Origin of the sequence: Microbacterium sp. 2RAF4 (assembly GCF_052115285.1) — a bacterium.
GTDB classification, from domain to species: domain Bacteria; phylum Actinomycetota; class Actinomycetes; order Actinomycetales; family Microbacteriaceae; genus Microbacterium; species Microbacterium oxydans.
On the sequence record NZ_JBFRGI010000001.1, the window covers coordinates 753,367 to 772,102 of the forward strand.

General features: G+C 66.1%; 17 protein-coding genes. 7 read left to right on the forward strand and 10 right to left on the reverse strand.

The window, feature by feature from the left end:
* The first annotated feature begins 14 nt into the window (after window positions 1–14).
* The 6 genes from qcrC to AB4070_RS03735 all read left to right on the forward strand — a co-directional run bounded on the left by qcrC (window position 15) and on the right by AB4070_RS03735 (window position 5,300).
* Window positions 15–818 (forward strand): cytochrome bc1 complex diheme cytochrome c subunit, encoded by an 804-nt coding sequence (qcrC, locus tag AB4070_RS03710; protein WP_441978931.1) that lies wholly within the window; start codon window positions 15–17, stop codon window positions 816–818.
* 36 nt (window positions 819–854) lie between these two features.
* Window positions 855–1,931 carry a cytochrome bc1 complex Rieske iron-sulfur subunit gene (gene qcrA / locus AB4070_RS03715; protein ID WP_441978932.1) on the forward strand — a complete coding sequence of 359 codons (1,077 nt, stop codon included), beginning with the start codon at window positions 855–857 and terminating at the stop codon, window positions 1,929–1,931.
* Window positions 1,928–3,739, forward strand: coding sequence for a cytochrome bc1 complex cytochrome b subunit (gene qcrB, locus AB4070_RS03720; RefSeq protein ID WP_441978933.1), 1,812 nt, complete (start codon window positions 1,928–1,930; stop codon window positions 3,737–3,739). Before qcrA ends, qcrB begins: the two co-directional genes overlap by 4 nt.
* Window positions 3,740–3,819: 80 nt before the next feature.
* Window positions 3,820–4,224, forward strand: coding sequence for a RidA family protein (locus AB4070_RS03725; protein ID WP_441978934.1), 405 nt, complete (start codon window positions 3,820–3,822; stop codon window positions 4,222–4,224).
* Window positions 4,225–4,254: 30 nt separating this feature from the next.
* A complete protein-coding gene (locus tag AB4070_RS03730) occupies window positions 4,255–4,767 on the forward strand; it encodes a GNAT family N-acetyltransferase (RefSeq protein ID WP_441978935.1) in 513 nt (170 codons plus the stop codon).
* A 113-nt stretch (window positions 4,768–4,880) separates the two neighbouring features.
* Window positions 4,881–5,300 (forward strand): rhodanese-like domain-containing protein, encoded by a 420-nt coding sequence (locus tag AB4070_RS03735; RefSeq protein WP_441978936.1) that lies wholly within the window; start codon window positions 4,881–4,883, stop codon window positions 5,298–5,300.
* Window positions 5,301–5,369: 69 nt separating this feature from the next.
* Here AB4070_RS03735 and ctaF read toward each other — a convergent pair whose 3' ends face one another.
* The 5 genes from ctaF to AB4070_RS03760 all read right to left on the reverse strand — a co-directional run bounded on the left by ctaF (window position 5,370) and on the right by AB4070_RS03760 (window position 10,423).
* Window positions 5,370–5,804, reverse strand: a complete 435-nt coding sequence (ctaF, locus tag AB4070_RS03740) for an aa3-type cytochrome oxidase subunit IV (protein ID WP_046749300.1) — start codon at window positions 5,802–5,804, stop codon at window positions 5,370–5,372.
* Window positions 5,805–5,807: 3 nt separating this feature from the next.
* On the reverse strand, window positions 5,808–7,541 hold the full coding sequence (gene ctaD / locus AB4070_RS03745; RefSeq protein ID WP_441978937.1) for an aa3-type cytochrome oxidase subunit I: 1,734 nt from the start codon (window positions 7,539–7,541) through the stop codon (window positions 5,808–5,810).
* A 3-nt stretch (window positions 7,542–7,544) separates the two neighbouring features.
* Window positions 7,545–8,447 carry an aa3-type cytochrome oxidase subunit II gene (gene ctaC, locus AB4070_RS03750; protein WP_441978938.1) on the reverse strand — a complete coding sequence of 301 codons (903 nt, stop codon included), beginning with the start codon at window positions 8,445–8,447 and terminating at the stop codon, window positions 7,545–7,547.
* Between the two features lie 139 nt (window positions 8,448–8,586).
* Window positions 8,587–8,949: an iron-sulfur cluster insertion protein ErpA gene (gene erpA / locus AB4070_RS03755; RefSeq protein ID WP_017830247.1), complete on the reverse strand. Its 363-nt coding sequence runs from the start codon at window positions 8,947–8,949 to the stop codon at window positions 8,587–8,589.
* 61 nt (window positions 8,950–9,010) lie between these two features.
* Window positions 9,011–10,423, reverse strand: coding sequence for a dipeptidase (locus tag AB4070_RS03760; protein ID WP_441978939.1), 1,413 nt, complete (start codon window positions 10,421–10,423; stop codon window positions 9,011–9,013).
* 46 nt (window positions 10,424–10,469) lie between these two features.
* Between AB4070_RS03760 and AB4070_RS03765 the strand changes: the two genes are divergently transcribed.
* On the forward strand, window positions 10,470–11,042 hold the full coding sequence (locus AB4070_RS03765) for a DUF3043 domain-containing protein (protein ID WP_046749303.1): 573 nt from the start codon (window positions 10,470–10,472) through the stop codon (window positions 11,040–11,042).
* Here the strand turns inward: AB4070_RS03765 and AB4070_RS03770 are convergent.
* From AB4070_RS03770 to dnaE, 5 genes are all read right to left on the reverse strand, one after another.
* Complete coding sequence (locus tag AB4070_RS03770) at window positions 11,017–12,054, reverse strand: quinone-dependent dihydroorotate dehydrogenase (protein WP_441978940.1); 1,038 nt, start codon at window positions 12,052–12,054, stop codon at window positions 11,017–11,019. The genes AB4070_RS03765 and AB4070_RS03770 overlap by 26 nt on opposite strands.
* Before the next feature lie 10 nt (window positions 12,055–12,064).
* On the reverse strand, window positions 12,065–12,535 hold the full coding sequence (gene nrdR, locus AB4070_RS03775; RefSeq protein WP_441978941.1) for a transcriptional regulator NrdR: 471 nt from the start codon (window positions 12,533–12,535) through the stop codon (window positions 12,065–12,067).
* Window positions 12,536–12,545: 10 nt separating this feature from the next.
* Window positions 12,546–13,850, reverse strand: a complete 1,305-nt coding sequence (hisD, locus tag AB4070_RS03780; protein WP_441978942.1) for a histidinol dehydrogenase — start codon at window positions 13,848–13,850, stop codon at window positions 12,546–12,548.
* 2 nt (window positions 13,851–13,852) lie between these two features.
* On the reverse strand, window positions 13,853–15,082 hold the full coding sequence (locus AB4070_RS03785) for a hypothetical protein (RefSeq protein WP_441978943.1): 1,230 nt from the start codon (window positions 15,080–15,082) through the stop codon (window positions 13,853–13,855).
* Window positions 15,083–15,154: 72 nt separating this feature from the next.
* Window positions 15,155–18,673 carry a DNA polymerase III subunit alpha gene (gene dnaE, locus AB4070_RS03790; RefSeq protein WP_441978944.1) on the reverse strand — a complete coding sequence of 1,173 codons (3,519 nt, stop codon included), beginning with the start codon at window positions 18,671–18,673 and terminating at the stop codon, window positions 15,155–15,157.
* Window positions 18,674–18,736 lie beyond the last annotated feature (63 nt).

An 18,736-nucleotide genomic window follows, 5' to 3' on the forward strand; every position in this document is an offset into this window, starting at 1 on the left:
AGCTGATCCCCGAGATGGCACGAGAGAAGAAGCGCCGTTCCAGCGGTCGTCGCAGCCCTTTGGCGGCGGCCGCGCTCATCGGAGCAGGCCTCATGATCACCGGCGCCGTGTACGCCGGCGCGTCCGCAGCGTTCGCCGCGACCGACACCCAGTCGGCTGCGACCTCGCAGCTGACGGTGGAAGACGGCAAGAAGCTGTTCACCGCCAACTGCGCCACCTGCCACGGTCTCGACCTGCAGGGAACCGCCAACGGCCCCAGCCTGTACGGCGTGGGTGAGCTGGCCACCGAATTCCAGCTGTCGACCGGCCGCATGCCGCTGCAGATGCAGGGCCCGCAGGCTCCGCAGAAGGCACCGCAGTTCACTGAGGACCAGATCCTCGCCATGGCCGCCTTCGTCCAGTCCGAGGCTCCTGGCCCGACGTTCCCGTCGGACCACATCCTCGACGGCAAGGGCGATGTCTCCAACGGTGCGGAGCTCTTCCGCGTCAACTGCGCGATGTGCCACAACGTGGCCGCAGCCGGTGGAGCGCTCACCGAGGGCAAGTACGCTCCCGGTCTCGGCGAGACCAGTGCACTGCACATGTACGCGGCCATGGTCACCGGCCCGCAGAACATGCCGGTCTTCGGCGACATGAACCTGTCCGACGAGGACAAGCGCGACATCATCTCGGCACTGCTCTTCCAGCAGCAGTCCGTGCAGATCGGTGGATTCTCGCTCGGCTCGCTCGGACCGGTCTCCGAGGGCCTGTTCGTGTGGATCTTCGGTATCGGCGCGCTCGTCGCCGTCACCGTGTGGATCACGGCGAAGTCCAACTGACGCTTAATCATCGAAGAGGAACGTACGAGGAGCACCATGGCACACGACGACGACTCGCAGGCTCTTGACAGGGCCTACCAGCCCTCTCCAGGGCTGGGTGTCGCAGTCAGCGATCCCGTGCAGAACCCCGGGCTTCCGCCGCACCGCGAGCGGATGACCGATAAGGACCCGCGCGCAGAGAAGGCCGCTGTCCGCACTGTCTACACGCTGTTCTACCTCTCGCTCGCCGGGAGCATCTGGGCGGTCGCCGCCTACATGCTGTTCCCGATCGAGAGCGGCGCGCTCATCGACATCCGTCAGAACAACCTCTTCATCGGTCTCGGCATCGCTCTCGCGCTGCTGGCCCTCGGCATCGGTGCGATCCACTGGTCCAAGGCGCTCATGTCCGACAAGGAGTTCATCGAGCACCGCCACCCGACCCGCGGCAAGGACTCCACGCGCGAGGCGGCCATCCAGGCCTTCTCCGACGCGAACGAGGAGTCCGGCTTCGGACGCCGCACCGTGATCCGAAACTCGCTGTTCGCGGCCCTCGTCGCCTCGATCATTCCCGGTGTGACGCTCTTCCGCGGACTGGCTCCGCACTCCACACCGGATGACCCCACTGCGGGCGACCCGGTCGTGCTTCTCAAGCACACCATGTGGGAAGAGGGAGCACGCCTGGTGCGCGACCCCGACGGCACACCGATCCGCGCTGCCGACGTCACGCTCGGCTCCGCGTTCCACGTGATCCCGGAAGAGCTCGCCACCCTCAGCCACAGCGATGGCTACCTCGAGGAGAAGGCCAAGGCCATCGTGCTGATGATGCGCCTGCGTCCCGAGCAGCTGATCGAGGCTGAGGACCGCAAGGACTGGTCGTACGACGGCATCGTCGCCTACTCCAAGGTCTGCACGCACGTCGGTTGCCCTGTGGCACTGTACGAGCAGCAGACACATCACCTGCTGTGCCCGTGCCACCAGTCGCAGTTCGACGTCACGGACCACGCAAAGGTCATCTTCGGCCCGGCGGCACGTCCGCTGCCGCAGCTGCCCATCACCGTCGATGACGAGGGCTACCTGGTCGCACGCAGCGACTTCACGGAACCCGTCGGCCCGAGCTTCTGGGAGCGCCATTGAGCACCGCAACGCTGTCCAAAGAGGACAAGGACACCAAGGCGCCCCTCGGCGGTCGCTTCGTCGGTGCCGCGTCGAACTACATCGATGAGCGCACCAGCCTCTCCGGCTTCGTCAAGGAGCTGGGACGCAAGATCTTCCCCGACCACTGGTCGTTCATGCTCGGCGAGATCGCCCTGTGGAGCTTCGTCGTCGTGTTCCTCTCCGGAACCTTCCTGACGTTCTTCTTCCAGGCATCGATGGTCGAGACCCACTACACCGGCGCCTACGCGCCGATGCGTGGAATCGAGATGTCCGCGGCCCTCGAGTCGTCTCTGCACATCTCCTTCGACCTGCGCGGTGGCCTTCTGGTCCGCCAGATCCACCACTGGGCGGCTCTGGTGTTCATCGCCGGCATCGGCGTGCACATGCTCCGCGTGTTCTTCACCGGTGCGTTCCGCAAGCCGCGCGAGCTGAACTGGGTGATCGGTTTCATCCTCTTCATCCTCGCGATGGCCGAGGGCTTCACCGGCTACTCGCTCCCCGACGACCTGCTCTCGGGTAACGGTCTCCGCATCATCGACGGCATGATCAAGGGTCTCCCCCTGATCGGAACCTGGACCTCGTTCCTCCTCTTCGGCGGCGAGTTCCCCGGCACCGACATCGTGGGGCGTCTCTACACGCTGCACATCCTGCTGCTGCCGATGCTCGTCATCGCGCTGATCGTCGTGCACCTGATGCTCATGATCATCAACAAGCACACGCAGTTCGCCGGTCCCGGCCGTACGAACGACAATGTCGTGGGCTACCCGATGATGCCGGTCTACATGTCCAAGATGGGCGGCTACCTGTTCATCGTCTTCGGCACCATCGTGCTGATCGCGACCTTCTTCCAGATCAACCCGATCTGGAACTACGGCCCGTACGACCCCTCCCCCGTCTCCGCCGGCACGCAGCCGGACTGGTACATCGGCTTCGCGGATGGCGCCCTGCGTCTCGCTCCGTCGAACTGGGACATCGTCTTCCTGAACCACACCTGGTCCTTCGGAATCATCGCGCCGGTTCTGGTCCTCGGTCTGTTCATCGTTGCCGTGGCGATCTACCCCTTCATCGAGGCGTGGGTGACGGGCGACAAGCGCGAGCACCACATCGCTCAGCGTCCGCGCAACGCCGCGACCCGTACCGCGATCGGCGTGGCCGGCGTGATCTTCTACGCCGTGTTGTGGGCCGCTGCATCGTCCGACCTCATCGCGACGCACTTCATGCTCACGATGGAAGGCGTGATCCACACGCTGCAGGCGCTGCTGTTCCTCGGACCGATCCTCGGCTACTTCGTCACCAAGCGCATCTGCATCGCGCTGCAGAAGAAGGACCGCGAGATCGTCCTGCACGGTTACGAGTCGGGCCGCATCGTCCGCCTCCCCGGCGGCGAGTTCATCGAGGTGCACCAGCCCGTCGACAAGTACGACCGCTGGAAGCTCATCGACGTCGACACCTACGAGCCGCTCGTGGTGCGTCCGAACGCGAAGGGGCGCATCCCGTGGACGGAGAACCTTCGCTCCTCGATCTCGCGCTGGTTCTTCGAGGACCGTCTGGCGCCGCTCACCCAGGCGGAGGTCGAGGCCGCGGATGCTCACCAGCACCACGTCACGGCTCAGAACGACGAGACCGAGGCTGCAGAGATCCAGGGTGCGCATGAGCGTGCAGGATTCCCCGACGCCCCGCTCACAGTCGATGAGACGCACGTCGACGAGACGCCGAACACCCCCAGCACGGTCATCGCGACCGAGCCGGTGAAGAAGCCTCGGAAGAAGTCGGAGGATGGCGAGTAGTCGCCTCTCCCCCACAGATGAAGGCCTCGCCCCTCCGGGCGGGGCCTTCATCGTTGTCGACGGGATGAGAGGATCGAACCATGTCTTCTGCCGTGCAGCTGATCCGTGCCACTTCCCTCGCCCATGCTCCCTATGCCTACGCCGCGACAGCTCCGTCCGGATCACGCCTCATCTTCCTCGCCGGAGCATGTCCGCTCAACGACGACGGCTCGACCGCCGCGCCTGGCGACTACGCGGCACAAGCAGCCAAGTGTGTGGAGACACTCGAGGAAGCGCTCGACGTCGCCGGTGCCTCCCTCACCGATGTCATCAGCACGCGGGTACTGGTGGCCTCCTCGTCCCAGGCCGACCTCGTCACCGCCTGGGATGTGGTCCACGCCGCTTTCGGCGCGCACGACGTCCCCAGCACCCTCCTCGGTGTCACGGTGCTCGGATACGACCACCAGCTCGTGGAGATCGAAGCCATCGCCGCCGTGGCCGACTGACCTCGGCGGACTGATCCTGGCTGCCTGATCATGGAGATCGTCATCCGTCCGGCCACCCCTGACGACGACGCCGCCACCGAACGCATCGAGATCGCCGCGGATGCGCTGCTCGTCGACCGCTTCGGTGCTGTCGACTGGCCTCCCCCGACACCGGCGGCCGAACGGTCTTCGTCGCCGGGGTTCGTGGTGGTCGCGGAGTACACGGACGCCGCAGGCGCGCCCACAGTCGTCGGTTTCGCACACGTGCTGGAGATCGCTGGCCATGCGCATCTCGAACAGCTTTCCGTGCTCCCGTCATACGGGCGCCGAGGAATCGGTCGCCGACTCGTCGAGGCTGCTCTCACGGAGACTCGGAACCGCGGGTACGAACAGATCACGCTCCGCACGTATGTGGACGTGCCCTGGAATGCCCCTTTCTACAGCTCCTGTGGTTTCGTCGCGAGCGAACCGGACACTCCGCTGCTCCGGAAGCTCGTGAAGGTCGAATCCGAGCTCGGTCTCTTCGAGTACGGTCCGCGCGTGCAGATGACTGCCTCGCTCTGAGCCGTGGGAGCGGAACAGGCGTCCTGCGATTCGTGCGCAGGATGACCGCATTCGCACGTCACGAGACGGGATTCCGCTGTCAACGTCTCGCATCGGCTCCCTAGGCTGAGTGGATGATCGATCGCACCGACTTCTATGAGGCCAAGCTGACCTACGAGACCGACTCCAGCGACGTCCATGCCGCCTTCAAAGCCGGTGAGAACCTGGTGGTGGTCGACGTCCGATCGGACGAGGCATGGGCTCAGGGGCGCGTCGCCGGCGCCGTGCACATGCATTACAGCGAAATCGCCTCCCGCGCCCCGAGGGAGATCCCTGCGGACGCCGACGTCGTGGTGTACTGCTGGAGCCCTGGGTGCAATGCAGGTGCGAAGGGTGCGCTCGAGTTCGCGCGCCTCGGCTACCGGGTGCGCGAGATGATCGGCGGCTTCGAATACTGGGTCAGGGAAGGGTACGCGGTGGAGGACGCCGATGGCGTGCATCATCGCCCAGTGGATCCGCTCACCGGGATCGCTCGGATCCGCACCCGCGCCTGAACGCGGCTGTCGCAACACAGGAAGAAGGCCCCCGGACGGATCCGGGGGCCTTCTTTCCGATACGCGGTATCAGCGGGCGAAGTTGCCGCGGTAGTACTCGTACACCCAACCGACGATCGCGACGACGAAGATCGCCAGCCCGATCGGGAGGAGGAAGTGGCCGACTGCCAGGCCCACCACGAAGACACCGGCGGATGCGGCGAGGACGATGGGCCACCAAGACCACGGGCTGAACTCGCCGAGCTCGGGGTCACCGTCGTCGATGTCCGACGTCAGGATGTCCTCAGGCAGCTCGCCGCGCTGCGCCTTGTGAGTGCGGTCGAGGTAGAACGCGATCATCGCGGCCATGAAAGCGGCGAAGAACAGGGCGACCGTGCCGACCCACTCGACCCGCATGGCGAAGTCGTCGTTAGGCGTGGCGAGGATGTGCCAGCCGGTGTAGACGACTCCGACGAGGGCGAAGAACGCCGTCAGAATCCACCAGAGAATGACGTTGTCGCGCATGAGTTAGTGGGCCTCTCGCTCGCCGGGAGCCGTCGTGGCGAACTCCGCAGCTTCCGGGTGATTCAGGTCGAACGCAGGACGCTCGCTGCGAATGCGCGGGATCGACGTGAAGTTGTGGCGCGGCGGCGGGCAGGACGTCGCCCACTCGAGCGATCCGCCGTAGCCCCACGGGTCGTTGACCGTGACCTTCGGAGCCTTGCGTGCCGTGATCCAGACGTTCAGGAAGAACGGCAGCATCGAAGCACCGAGGATGATGGCACCGACCGTCGACACCTGGTTCTGCCAGGTCCAGCCGTCGGCCTCCGAGTAGTCGGCGTAACGACGCACCATGCCGTCGACACCCAGCCAGTGCTGGATGAGGAACGTCATGTGGAAGCCGATGAACAGCAGCCAGAAGTGCACGTAGCCGAGACGCTCGTTCAGCATGCGCCCTGTCCACTTGGGCCACCAGAAGTAGAAGCCGGCGAACATGGCGAACACCACGGTTCCGAACACCACGTAGTGGAAGTGGGCGACGACGAAGTACGAGTCGGACAGGGCGAAGTCCAGCGGCGGAGCCGCGAGGATGACACCGGTCAGACCACCGAAGACGAACGAGACGAGGAAGCCGAGGGCGAAGACCATCGGCGTCTCGAAGGTCACCGAGCCTCGCCAGAGGGTGCCGATCCAGTTGAAGATCTTCACACCCGTCGGCACAGCGATGAGCATGGTCATCAGAGCGAAGAACGGCAGCAGGACCGAGCCCGTCACGTACATGTGGTGAGCCCACACGGCGACGGACAGCGCCGCGATGGCGATCGTCGCGTAGACCAGGGTCTTGTATCCGAAGATCGGCTTGCGGCTGAAGACCGGGAAGATCTCGGAGACGATGCCGAAGAACGGCAGCGCGATGATGTAGACCTCAGGGTGTCCGAAGAACCAGAACAGGTGCTGCCAGAGCAGCACTCCGCCGTTGGCCGGGTCGTAGATGTGCGCACCGAGGATACGGTCTGCAGCAGCAGCGAAGATGGCCGCGGCCAGCACCGGGAACGCCATCAGGATCAGCAGGCTCGTGATGAGCGTGTTCCACGAGAAGATCGGCATGCGCCACATGGTCATACCGGGCGCACGCATCGTGATGATCGTGGTGATGAAGTTGACGGCTCCGAGGATGGTACCGAAACCGGAGATGCCGAGACCGACCATCCAGAGGTTTCCACCTGCACCCGGGGAGAACGACGCTCCCGCCAGCGGCTGATATGCGAACCATCCGAAGGAGGCCGCGCCCTGCGGGGTGAGGAAGCCGGCGACGGCGATCGTGGAGCCGAAGAGGAAGAGCCAGAAGGCGAAGGCGTTCAGACGCGGGAAGGCGACGTCCGGAGCACCGATCTGCAGCGGCAGGATGGCGTTGGCGAACCCGGCGAACAGCGGCGTCGCGAACATCAGCAGCATGATCGTGCCGTGCATCGTGAAGAGCTGGTTGTACTGCTCCTTCGTCGGGATGATCTGCATGCCCGGCGCGAACAGCTCCGCGCGGATGACGAGAGCCATCACACCGCCGAGGAGGAAGAACATCACCGACGCGATCAGGTACATGTACCCGATCGTCTTGTGGTCGGTGGAGGTGATCCACTTGACGACGATGTTGCCCTTCTGCTCGACGCGCGAGGAGCTCATGAGAGCGGCCTGACGTGCGGGCAGAGTGCTGGGACGCGAGCGGGGGGACTCGTCGGTACGGGGAGCTTCTGTGGTCGACATGGCTTACTCCCCTCCTTCCTCGGTGTCGGTCTTCGGGGTGGTCCCCGGTAGGTTCGCGAGACGGTCGTACGCACCGGTGATGTCGCCGGTGTTGCCCTTCTCCTCGAGCGATGCCACGTAGGCGTCGTACTCGCTCTGGGAGACCACCTTCACGTTGAAGAGCATCATGGAGTGGTATTCACCGCAGAGCTCGGCGCACTTACCGGCGTACTCGCCCTCTCGAGTCGGGATGAACGACCAGGAGTTGTCCTTCCCGATGAACATGTCCTTCTTGTACAGGAAGTCGATGATCCAGAAGGAGTGGATGACGTCGCGCGACTGAAGGTTGATCGTGACCTTCTTGTCGACGGGCAGCACCAGGGTCGGCAGCTGCGCCTGGTCGATGTTGCCGTCCTTGTCGGGCTGCGCCTGGACACCCATCGTCCAGACGGCGTCGGAGTTGTCCTCCTCCTCGCCGTCGTACTGGAAGTCCCACGCCCACTGCTTCGCGATCGCGGTGATCTCGACGTCGGGGTCGTCCCACTTCGCCTCGATCTCGGACTGGTCGCGAGCCGTGAAGAAGAACATGCCCAGCACGAGGATGAGCGGCACGATCGTGTAGAAGATCTCGATCGGCATGTTGTAGCGCATCTGCACCGGGAGGCCGGTCTGGCCCTTGCGGCGGCGGTAGGCGATCGCAGCCCAGGCCATCAGGCCCCAGGTGATGATGCCGACCGCGAGGAGCACGATCCAGGAGTTGACCCAGAGCGACGAGACGCGCTCGGTCTGGTTGGTGGCTGCGGGACCACCCTCCACGAAGCCCGGAAGAAAGCCGTTCAGCTCGGTGGGAGAGCATCCCGCCAGGGCCAAGGCTGCCGCAACTCCCACAGGGAGGGCGGCCCAACGAAGGCTGCGTTTCGAGGGCACGATGCACCTTTCAGATCGCGAACAGAGCACACCCAAGTCTAGGGCAACCTCACACCTGATTCATGCCATCCACGCAGGTAGTGAAACCAGAACGGCCGCCGTCACCAGCGGTGACGGCGGCCGTATGCACGGAGCGGGATCAGTGGAAGCTGTCGCCGCAGGCGCAGCTTCCCGCCGCGTTGGGGTTGTCGATCGTGAAGCCCTGCTCGGAGATCGTGTCCTTGAAGTCGATCGCCGCACCGTCGAGGTACGGGACGCTCATGTTGTCGATGATGACCTCCACGCCGTCGAAGTCGACGGTCTCGTCACCCTCGAGGTAGCGCTCGTCGAAGTACAGCTGGTAGATCAGGCCCGAGCATCCGCCCGGCTGCACGGCAACGCGCAGCCGCAGATCGTCGCGGCCCTCCTGCTCCAGGAGGTTCTTCACCTTGGTGGCGGCAGCGTCGGTCAGGGTGACGCCGTGTGCGCGGGTGGTCTCTGGGGAGAGTGTGGTGTCGCTCATGTCGCTCCTTGTGACGGGCCGCGGGTGCACGGCTTCTCGGACGATTCTACCGCCGCTGATCTCAGACGGCTCCGCGTTCTTCCTCATTCATGCGGGCGAGCAGCAGCGCTTCGGTCGCGATCGCATGGCGGAAGGTGTCGAGATGCAGCGACTCGTTCGGACTGTGCGCCCGCGAGTGCGGGTCCTCGACACCGGTGACCAGGATCTGCGCGTCGGGGAACTCCCGCACGAGGTCCGCGATGAACGGGATCGACCCGCCCACCCCGAGGTCGACCGGAGCGACCCCGTAGCCGTCGCGCATGGCGTCGCGGGTGAGGGCGACAGCCCAGCCGCTCGTGTCGACGAGGAAGCCGTCACCGAGGTCGATGTCCGAGAAGGCGAGTTCTGCTCCGAACGGCGCGTGCGCGCGGAGATGACTCTCGAGTGCGTCGTAGGCCTCCCTGCCGGTCTGGCCCGGTGCCACCCGCGCGCTGATGACCACCGTCACCTCGGGGAGCAGGGTGTTGGAAGCCGCCGCCACACTGGTGGCATCGATCCCGATGACCGTCACCGAGGGCTTGTTCCAGATCCGGCTGAGGATGGTGCCGCCGCCGATCGGCGTGGTGCCGGGCAGCAGACCCGCCTCGTCGCGGAGCGTCGCCTCGGTGTATTCAGGAGTGGGAGCATCCCGCTCGGTCATCCCCTCGACCGCGACCGAGCCGTCGGCGTTCCACAGTGTGGAGAGCAGGGTGACGGTCGCCATCATCGCATCGGGCACGGCTCCGCCGAACATACCGGAGTGCGAAGCGTGGTCGAGGGTGCGCACACGCATCGTGAAGCGCGCGTTGCCCCGGAGCGAGACCGTGAGCCCCGGGGTCACGGAGTCCCAGTTCCCGGAGTCGGCCACGACGATCGCGTCCGCGCGGAGAGCGTCTTTGTTGTCGGAGAGGAACTGCGCGAACGACCGGGAGCCGTACTCCTCCTCCCCCTCGATGAACATCGCGATGCCCAGGTCGAGGTCATCGCCCAGCACCTCGCTGACGGCACGGATCGAGGCGATGTGCGACATGATGCCGGCCTTGTCGTCCGCTGCCCCACGTCCGTAGAGACGCCCGTCGCGCACCGTCGGCTCGAACGGCGGGGTCTCCCACACGGCGTCGTCCCCCGGAGGCTGCACGTCGTGGTGGGCGTAGAGGAGGATCGTCGGCTTGCCGTTGCGCGCGGCACGCGTGGCGAGCACGGCCGGCTGCCCCTGCTCGTCCGTCCCGGGGATCGCGGCGCGGAGCACGCGCACCTCGTCGAACACACCGGTGTCGGATGCGAGCGCGGCGACGGCCTCCGCGCTGCGTTCCAGCTGCGTCTGATCGAACGCCGGCCAGGCCATGCCCGGGATGCGCACGAGGTGGCCGAGATCCGACAGCGCAGAGGGGATCCCGGTCGCCACGGCCTCGAGGACGGCGGCGTCGGACTCACGGGGAGGAACAGGAGAGGTCATGCGAGTAATCTTAAGGTGATCCCCCACCGGCGAACCGAGGAACTCCGTGTCCACTACCCCTACCTCCCCTTCCACGAACGACGACGCACCCGAGACGACCTCCGTCGGCAAGGGGCGCGCGACGCCGAGCCGTGCGGAGCAGGAGGCAGCTCGTCGTCGGCCCCTCGTCGCCAACACCAAAGAGGCGAAGGCGGCGGCGAAGGCGGAGCTCAATGAGCGCCGCGCCCGCGCACAGGCAGGCATGGCAGCCGGTGAGGAGAAGTACCTCCCGGTTCGCGACAAGGGCCCGCAGCGCCGCTGGGTCCGCGACTACGTCGACGCGGGGTGGCACCCGGCCGAGTTCGTGATGGGTGTCATGGTGCTGGTCATCCTCGCCTCGCTGGTGCCGGCGAACACGGCCATCTCCTTCTACGCCTACATCGTGATGATGGGCTACCTCGTGATCGCGATCGGCGGCATGATCCTGCTGGGCATGCGGGTCAAGCGCAAGGCGGCCGCGAAGTTCGGCAAGGACCGACTCGAGCGCGGCCTCGGCTGGTACGCGGCGATGCGCGCGCTGCAGATGCGCTTCATGCGTCTGCCCAAGCCGCAGGTCAAGCGCGGTCAGTACCCCGCCTGAGCAGTCCCCTGTTGATCTCGCGACCCCAGAACGGGCCGCGGTACAGGAACGCGGTGTAGCCCTGCACGAGCGTGGCACCTGCGTCGAGGCGCTCCTGCACGTCGGAGGCGGTCTCCACTCCCCCGACGGCTATGACGCAGAAATCTGCGGGAACGGCGTCGCGCACGATGCGCAGCACTTCGAGGGACCGCTTCTTCAGCGGCGCCCCGGAGAGTCCACCCGCTCCCGCAGCCTCGACGGTCGCCGCGTCCGTTCGCAGCCCGTCTCGGCTGATCGTCGTGTTGTGGGCGATGATCCCCGCCAGTCCCTCGGCGACGGCCAGCTGAGCGATCGCCGTGATCTCGTCATCCGGGAGGTCGGGCGCGATCTTCACGAGAAGGGGCGTGCTGCCTGAGGCTTCCCTGACGGCGCGAAGAAGGGGAGCGAGCGTCTCGACAGCCTGCAGGCCACGCAGTCCCGGCGTGTTCGGTGACGACACGTTGACAGCCAGGTAATCGGCGAGCGGAGCGAGGCGCATCGCCGAAGCCACGTAGTCGCCGGTCGCATCTTCGACGTCGACCACACGGCTCTTGCCGATGTTGACGCCGATGATCGTGTCGGGCGCGCCGCGCCGCAGCCGCGCGAGCCGACGAGCGGCCGCATCCGCTCCCGCGTTGTTGAAGCCCATCCGATTGATCACGGCTCGGTCTTCGACGAGACGGAACAGCCGCGGCTTGGGGTTCCCCTCCTGAGGGATCGCCGTCACGGTGCCCACTTCCACGTGCCCGAACCCCAGTGCGGCGAGTCCCCGCACGCCCACCGCGTTCTTGTCGAACCCCGCAGCGACACCGAACGGTGAGGGGAAAGTGAGACCGAGGGCTTCGACCTGAAGCGACGGATCTGGTCGGGTGAGAGCCCGCGTGGCCCAGGAGAACGGAGGTGCACCGAGCACACGGATCACCGCCATGCCGGCGTGGTGGGCGAACTCGGGGTCGAAGCGCGACAGGACAGCGCGGAAGAGCAGCGGATACATCCCTGCCAGATTACCGCTCCGCGGACTCCCGCTTCGTGTGGTCGGCGCGCAGGTCGGTGATGGCGGCCTCGAAGTCTTCGAGCGAATCGAACGCCTGATAGACGCTGGCGAACCGCAGGAACGCGACCTCGTCGAGCTCGCGCAACGGTCCGAGGATGGCCAGACCGATCTCGTTCGTGTCGAGCTGCGAGACGCCGGTCTGCCGCACGGCCTCTTCCACGCGTTGAGCGAGCACCGCGAGGTCGCCCTCGGTGACCGGACGCCCCTGGCAGGCCTTGCGCACGCCCGTGATGACCTTCTCCCGACTGAACGGCTCCATCACCCCGGAACGCTTGATCACGTTGAGGCTCGCGGTCTCCGTCGTGGTGAATCGGCCACCGCACTCCGGGCACTGTCGACGACGCCTGATCGAGAGTCCGTCGTCGCTGGTGCGCGAATCGATGACGCGGGAATCGGGGTGTCGGCAGAAGGGGCAGTGCATCTGACCGATCCTACGCGGTGAAGCGCGCCTCGATCGCTTCGCCGTGGGCAGGAAGCACCTCGGTTTCGGCGAGGGCGACGACTCCAGCCCGCACAGCCGCCAGCGCATCTCTGTCGTAGGAGATCACCTGCTGCGGGCGGAGGAAGGTGTACGACCCGAGGCCCGGTGCATAGCGCGCCTGGCCTCCGGTCGGCAGGACGTGATTGCTGCCTGCCATGTAGTCCCCGAGGCTGACGGGCGTCTGGTCGCCGACGAACACGGCCCCGGCGCTGGTGAAGTCCGCGGCAGCCTCCTCGGCGTCGACGAGGTGGAGTTCGAGGTGTTCCGGCGCATAGGCGTTGCTGAAGGCGGTGGCCATGTCGCGATCGTCGACGAGGACGATCGCGGACTGCGGCCCCGACAGCGCGGCCGCGACACGTTCGCTGTGGCGTGTGCCGGCGGCGATGCGCTCCACTTCGGCGGCCACCTTCTCGGCCAGATCCGCCGCGTCCGTCACCAGCACCGCTGATGCCTGTTCGTCGTGCTCCGCCTGGCTGACGAGGTCTGCGGCGATGAGCCGAGGATCCGCGTGGGCGTCGGCGACGACGAGGATCTCCGTGGCTCCGGCTTCCGAGTCCGTTCCGACGACGCCGGCGACGGCGCGCTTGGCGGACGCGACGTAGTTGTTCCCTGGACCCGACACGACGTCGACAGGATCGAGGTCGAGCGAAGGCACTCCGTGGGCCAGCGCGCCGATCGCGCCCGCGCCGCCCATCGCGTAGACCTCGGTCACACCCAGCAGCGCGGCCGCCGCGAGGATCGTCGGGTGGATACGTCCGCCCTGGTCCGACTGCGGCGGCGATGCCAGGGCGATCTCCTGGACGCCGGCGATCTGTGCCGGCACGACGTTCATGATCACGCTCGACGGATACACGGCTTTACCCCCGGGGATGTAGACCCCCACGCGGTGCACCGGCTGCCAGCGTTGCGTGATGACGGCCCCCTCCCCGATGCGCGTCACCTGCGTCGCGGGAACCTGGGCTGCCGACGCGAGGCGCACTCGGCGGATCGCCTCCTCGAGAGCACTCCGCACCTCAGGCGCGAGCTCTTCCAACGCCGTGACGAGGTGATCGGCAGGCACGCGCACGTCGTGCTCGGTGACCCCGTCGAATCGTTCGGCCTGCTCGCGAAGAGCAGTCTCACCGCGCTCGCGCACGTCGTCGACGATGCGCGCTGCGGTGTCCAGCGCTTCGGCTCTGGCCTGCGTGGCTCTGGGGACTGCGGCGAGCATGCCGGCGGGCGAGAGCTCACGCCCTCGCAGATCGATCGTGCGCATTGTCAACCCTTCGTGATGTCGGAGATGTCGTGGAGGTAGCCGATCCGTCCGTCATCATGTCGGACGACGAACGCACCCCCACGGTCCTCGATCACGAGAGCCCACGCGCTCGGGCCGATGCGGAAGAGAGGCTCTCCGCGCTCGTCATGGACGTCGCGCTCGGACGGCGCGAGGATCCAGAACGGCTGGGCTGCGGGCGCCGTCGCTCGGGGATTCGTCGCCTCGAGGTCGGCGTCCGTGACACCTTCCAGGATCAGCGGCTCCGGCTCTTCCGCGGCCGTGCTCGTCTCATACGTCGCCGCTGTCTCGAGCAGCGATTCGATGCTCCCGGTATCGGAGACGATCTCCGGCTCCTGGCTGCGGGAGCGACGTGAGTACGAGGGGACGTAATCGTCGTCGGACTCCTCCGGCGTGGTGCCGATCCCGCCACCGGACGCGTGCGCGGTGAGCGGCACCTGCTCGGCGAGGTCGAAGCGAGCGATCTCGTCCGTGGCCTGGTGGCCCGACAGCTCGACATCGCGGTCGATGACGAGAGGAAGAGCCGAGCTGTCGACGATGACGTCGGTCTGCGTCTCGACCTCTTCAGACACGTCGAGCTCGTCGGAGGTCGCAGGTACGCGCGACGGCTCTTCGACCGTGTCACTGGTCGCGGGCTCGGGACGTGGTCGCGCGATCACGGGACGAACGGGGTTCGCGTTGCGGTGCGCGAGCGTCACGAGACGCCCGTGGAAGTCTTCCTTGAGCCCCGGGATGATCGGGGCGAACACCGTGAGGACGACGAGCGCCACAGAGGTGACGACCAGGGCGACTCCGTTCCATGGGAGGGTCCAGACGCCGCCGGAGACGAGCGCGGAGATCGCGAGCCACAGACTGCCGATCCAGACCACGGCGGACACGGAGAACGCGACAGAGGCGAACTGATCGATGCCGAGTGAGCCGACCCGGCGGATGCCGTCGGGCGAGAATCGGCGGAGCACCAGAAGGAACACGGCGACGGTGGGCAGCGCGATCGGAAGCACCCACTGGATTCCGACGCCCCAGAGCGAGAGGTCGCCGATGAGCGGGAAGAACGAGAACACGAACGAAAGCAGCCACACGCCCACGATCAGTAGCTCGCGCAGCGTGAACCCGAGGATTCCGAACTCCGGCGTGACCTCTTCGTCGTAGAGGACACCGTCGTCGTCGCTGAAGACCTCGTCCTCAGGATCCGTTTCGGGGAGATCCGTGCTCATGCGTGGTCCTTTCGTCACGGGGCTCGACGGGTGGTTTCGTCGTGCTGCCGACGGCTCACGATCCTACCCCGCTCACCCCAGACAGGTGGGCCCGAGCAGCGACTTGAGGTCACCGAACAGATCCGCGGACACCTTGACGGGCATCGGCACCTCGAAGACCTTCGCCGTGCCGCCCCGGTGCACGCGGAGCACCACCTCGGTGTCTCCGTTGTGGCGCCGGAGCACCTCCGCGAGTTCCGTCATCACCCGCTCGGTCGCTCGCTGCTCGGCGAGGACGAGTGCCAGCGGGCCGGCGGCGTCGAAAGAGCCCACGTCGGGAGCGAACGCCGACTGCGCGTGCAGGTTGAGCCCGTCGTCGCGCCTGGACACGCGCCCGCGCACGGCGAGGATCGCGTCCTGCTGCAGCGTGTGCTGGAACTCGGTGTACGTCTTTCCCATGAACATCACGGTGACCTCACCGTTGAAGTCCTCTACGGTGATCATGCCGTACGGGTTTCCGCTCGCCTTGGCCACGCGGTGCTGCACGCTGGTCACGAGTCCGGCCACCGTCACCTGGTCGCCGTCCTGCAGGTCTTCGGAGTTGTTCAGATCGTTGATCGAGATCGACGCATGCTTCGCGAGCGGTACCTCGAGTCCGGCGAGAGGGTGGTCCGACACGTAGAGCCCGAGCATCTCCCGCTCGAACGCGAGCTTGTCCTTCTTGACCCACTCGGGTCTGGCCGGGACCTTCGCCGGCGCGACCTCTTCGGTCCCGTCGTACAGGCTGTCGAAGTCGAAGCCGATCGCCCCCTGGGCCTCGTTGCGCTTGCGGTCGACCGCCGCCTCGACCGCATCTTCGTGCACCTCGTACAGCGCGCGACGAGTGTCTCCCATGGAGTCGAACGCGCCCGCCTTGATCAGGGACTCGACGGTGCGCTTGTTCGAGACGTGCAGAGGAACCTTCTCGAGGAAGTGATGGAACGAGGTGAAGCGCTCGTCCTTGCGGGCCTGGACGATGCCTTCGACGACGTTGCTGCCGACGTTGCGCACGGCTCCGAGGCCGAAGCGGATGTCGTCGCCCACGGCGGCGAAGAAGTTGATCGAGTCGGAGACGTCGGGCGGGAGCACCTTGATGCCCATGCGACGGCACTCGTTCAGGTACAGCGCCATCTTGTCCTTCGAGTCGCCGACGCTGGTGAGCAGCGCCGCCATGTACTCGGCGGGATAGTGCGCCTTGAGGTACGCGGTCCAGTACGACACCAGGCCGTACGCGGCGGAGTGCGCCTTGTTGAAGGCGTAGTCCGAGAAGGGCAGCAGGATGTCCCACAGGGCCTTGATCGCCGCCTCGCCGAAGCCGCGTTCCTTCATACCGCCGGCGAAACCCTCGTACTGCTTGTCGAGCTCGGACTTCTTCTTCTTGCCCATGGCGCGACGGAGGATGTCTGCCTGTCCGAGGCTGAAGCCGGCGACCGCCTGAGCGATGGCCATGACCTGCTCCTGGTAGATGATGAGTCCGTAGGACTCCTGCAGGATCTCGGCGAGAGGCGCTTCCAATTCAGGATGGATCGGAGTGATCTCCTGCAGGCCGTTCTTGCGCAGGGCGTAGTTCGTGTGCGAGTTGGCACCCATGGGCCCCGGACGGTACAGGGCGATGAGTGCCGAGATGTCGCCGAAGTTGTCGGGCTTCATCAGCCGCATCAAGGAACGCAGAGGCGGGCTGTCGAGCTGGAACACGCCGAGGGTGTCTCCGCGGGCGAGCAGCTGATACACGCCGGGGTCGTCGAGGCCGAGGTGCTCGAGGTCGAGCTCCTCACCGCGGTTGGTACGGATGTTGTCGAGCGCGTCGGAGATGATCGTGAGGTTGCGGAGCCCCAGGAAGTCCATCTTGATCAGACCGAGCGACTCGCACGACGGGTAGTCGAACTGCGTGACGATCTGGCCGTCCTGCTCACGACGCATGATCGGGATGATGTCGAGCAGCGGGTCGGATGACATGATCACACCGGCGGCGTGCACACCCCACTGGCGCTTCAGCCCCTCGAGACCCAGCGCACGGTCGAAGACGGTCTTCGCCTCCGGATCGGTCTCGATCAGCGTGCGGAACTCGCTCGCCTCCTTGTACCGCGGGTGCGCCGAGTCGAACATGCCGTCCAGGGGCATGTCCTTGCCCATCACGGGCGGCGGCATCGCCTTGGTGAGACGCTCTCCCATGCTGAACGGGAACCCGAGCACGCGCCCGGCGTCCTTCAGCGCCTGCTTGGACTTGATGGTGCCGTACGTGACGATCTGCGCGACGCGCTCGGAGCCGTACTTCTCCGTGACGTAGTCGATGACCTCGCCACGGCGCCGGTCATCGAAGTCGACGTCGAAGTCGGGCATCGACACACGGTCGGGGTTGAGGAATCGCTCGAAGATCAGTCCGTGCTCGAGCGGATCGAGGTCGGTGATCCTCATCGCGTACGCGACCATCGATCCGGCACCGGAGCCACGGCCAGGACCGACCCGGATGCCGTTGTCCTTCGCCCAGTTGATGAAGTCGGCGACGACCAGGAAGTATCCGGGGAACCCCATCTGCAGGATGATGCCGGTCTCGTACTCGGCCTGCTTGCGCACCTTGTCGGGAATGCCACCCGGATAGCGGTAGTGGAGCCCGGCCTCGACCTCTTTGATGAGCCAGCTGTCCTCGGTCTCGCCGTCCGGCACCGGGAATCGCGGCATGTAGTTCGCCGAGGTGTTGAACTCCACCTCGCATCGCTCGGCGATCAGCAGCGTGTTGTCACATGCTTCCGGGTGGTCTCGGAAGAGCTGCCGCATCTCGGCCGCTGTCTTGATGTAGTAGCCGTCGCCGTCGAACTTGAACCGATTCGGGTCGTCCATCGTCGAACCCGACTGCACGCACAGGAGAGCCTCGTGCGCATCGGCCTCGTGCTGGTGCGTGTAGTGCGAGTCGTTCGTGGCGACCAGGGGGATGTTCAGGTCCTTCGACAGCCGGAGCAGATCTGTCATGACGCGCCGCTCGATCGACAGACCGTGGTCCATGATCTCGGCGAAGTAGTTCTCCTTGCCGAAGATGTCCTGGAACTCGGCTGCTGCCGCGCGTGCTGCGTCGTACTGCCCCAGTCGCAGACGTGTCTGGATCTCCCCCGAAGGGCAGCCTGTCGTGGCGATGAGTCCCTTGCCGTAGGTCTGGAGCAGCTCGCGGTCCATACGCGGCTTGAAGTAGTACCCCTCCATGCTCGATCGCGAGCTGATGCGGAAGAGATTGTGCATGCCCTCGGTGCTCTGGCTCCACATCGTCATGTGGGTGTACGCGCCGGAACCCGAGACGTCATCGCTCTTCTGGTCGGGCGAGCCCCACTGCACACGAGTCTTGTCGCTGCGGTGGGTGCCGGGGGTCATGTACGCCTCGAGCCCGATGATGGGCTTGATGCCGGCGTTTCGGGCGGCGTTGTAGAACTCGAAGGCCGCGAAGGTGTTGCCGTGATCGGTGACGGCGATCGCGGGCATCCCGTATTCGGCAGCCGCCTGGGTCATCGCATTGATCTTCGCCGCACCGTCGAGCATCGAGTACTCGCTGTGCACGTGCAGGTGGACGAAGGAGTCGGATGCCATGCCTTCGAGTCTACGGCGGGGCCCCGACACCGGAGGTCGGTGCCGGGGCTCTGTCGAAACTCG

Coding starts and splice junctions, on each gene's coding strand:
- AB4070_RS03770 (WP_441978940.1), bottom strand. CDS start 12,054: ATGTATCCGCTGCTCTTCCGCGCTGTCCTGTCGCGCTTCGACCCCGAG.
- dnaE (WP_441978944.1), bottom strand. CDS start 18,673: ATGGCATCCGACTCCTTCGTCCACCTGCACGTGCACAGCGAGTACTCG.
- ctaD (WP_441978937.1), bottom strand. CDS start 7,541: ATGTCGACCACAGAAGCTCCCCGTACCGACGAGTCCCCCCGCTCGCGT.
- qcrA (WP_441978932.1), top strand. CDS start 855: ATGGCACACGACGACGACTCGCAGGCTCTTGACAGGGCCTACCAGCCC.
- nrdR (WP_441978941.1), bottom strand. CDS start 12,535: ATGCACTGCCCCTTCTGCCGACACCCCGATTCCCGCGTCATCGATTCG.
- qcrC (WP_441978931.1), top strand. CDS start 15: ATGGCACGAGAGAAGAAGCGCCGTTCCAGCGGTCGTCGCAGCCCTTTG.
- AB4070_RS03760 (WP_441978939.1), bottom strand. CDS start 10,423: ATGACCTCTCCTGTTCCTCCCCGTGAGTCCGACGCCGCCGTCCTCGAG.
- ctaF (WP_046749300.1), bottom strand. CDS start 5,804: ATGCGCGACAACGTCATTCTCTGGTGGATTCTGACGGCGTTCTTCGCC.
- AB4070_RS03735 (WP_441978936.1), top strand. CDS start 4,881: ATGATCGATCGCACCGACTTCTATGAGGCCAAGCTGACCTACGAGACC.
- AB4070_RS03730 (WP_441978935.1), top strand. CDS start 4,255: ATGGAGATCGTCATCCGTCCGGCCACCCCTGACGACGACGCCGCCACC.
- AB4070_RS03725 (WP_441978934.1), top strand. CDS start 3,820: ATGTCTTCTGCCGTGCAGCTGATCCGTGCCACTTCCCTCGCCCATGCT.
- erpA (WP_017830247.1), bottom strand. CDS start 8,949: ATGAGCGACACCACACTCTCCCCAGAGACCACCCGCGCACACGGCGTC.
- hisD (WP_441978942.1), bottom strand. CDS start 13,850: ATGCGCACGATCGATCTGCGAGGGCGTGAGCTCTCGCCCGCCGGCATG.
- AB4070_RS03785 (WP_441978943.1), bottom strand. CDS start 15,082: ATGAGCACGGATCTCCCCGAAACGGATCCTGAGGACGAGGTCTTCAGC.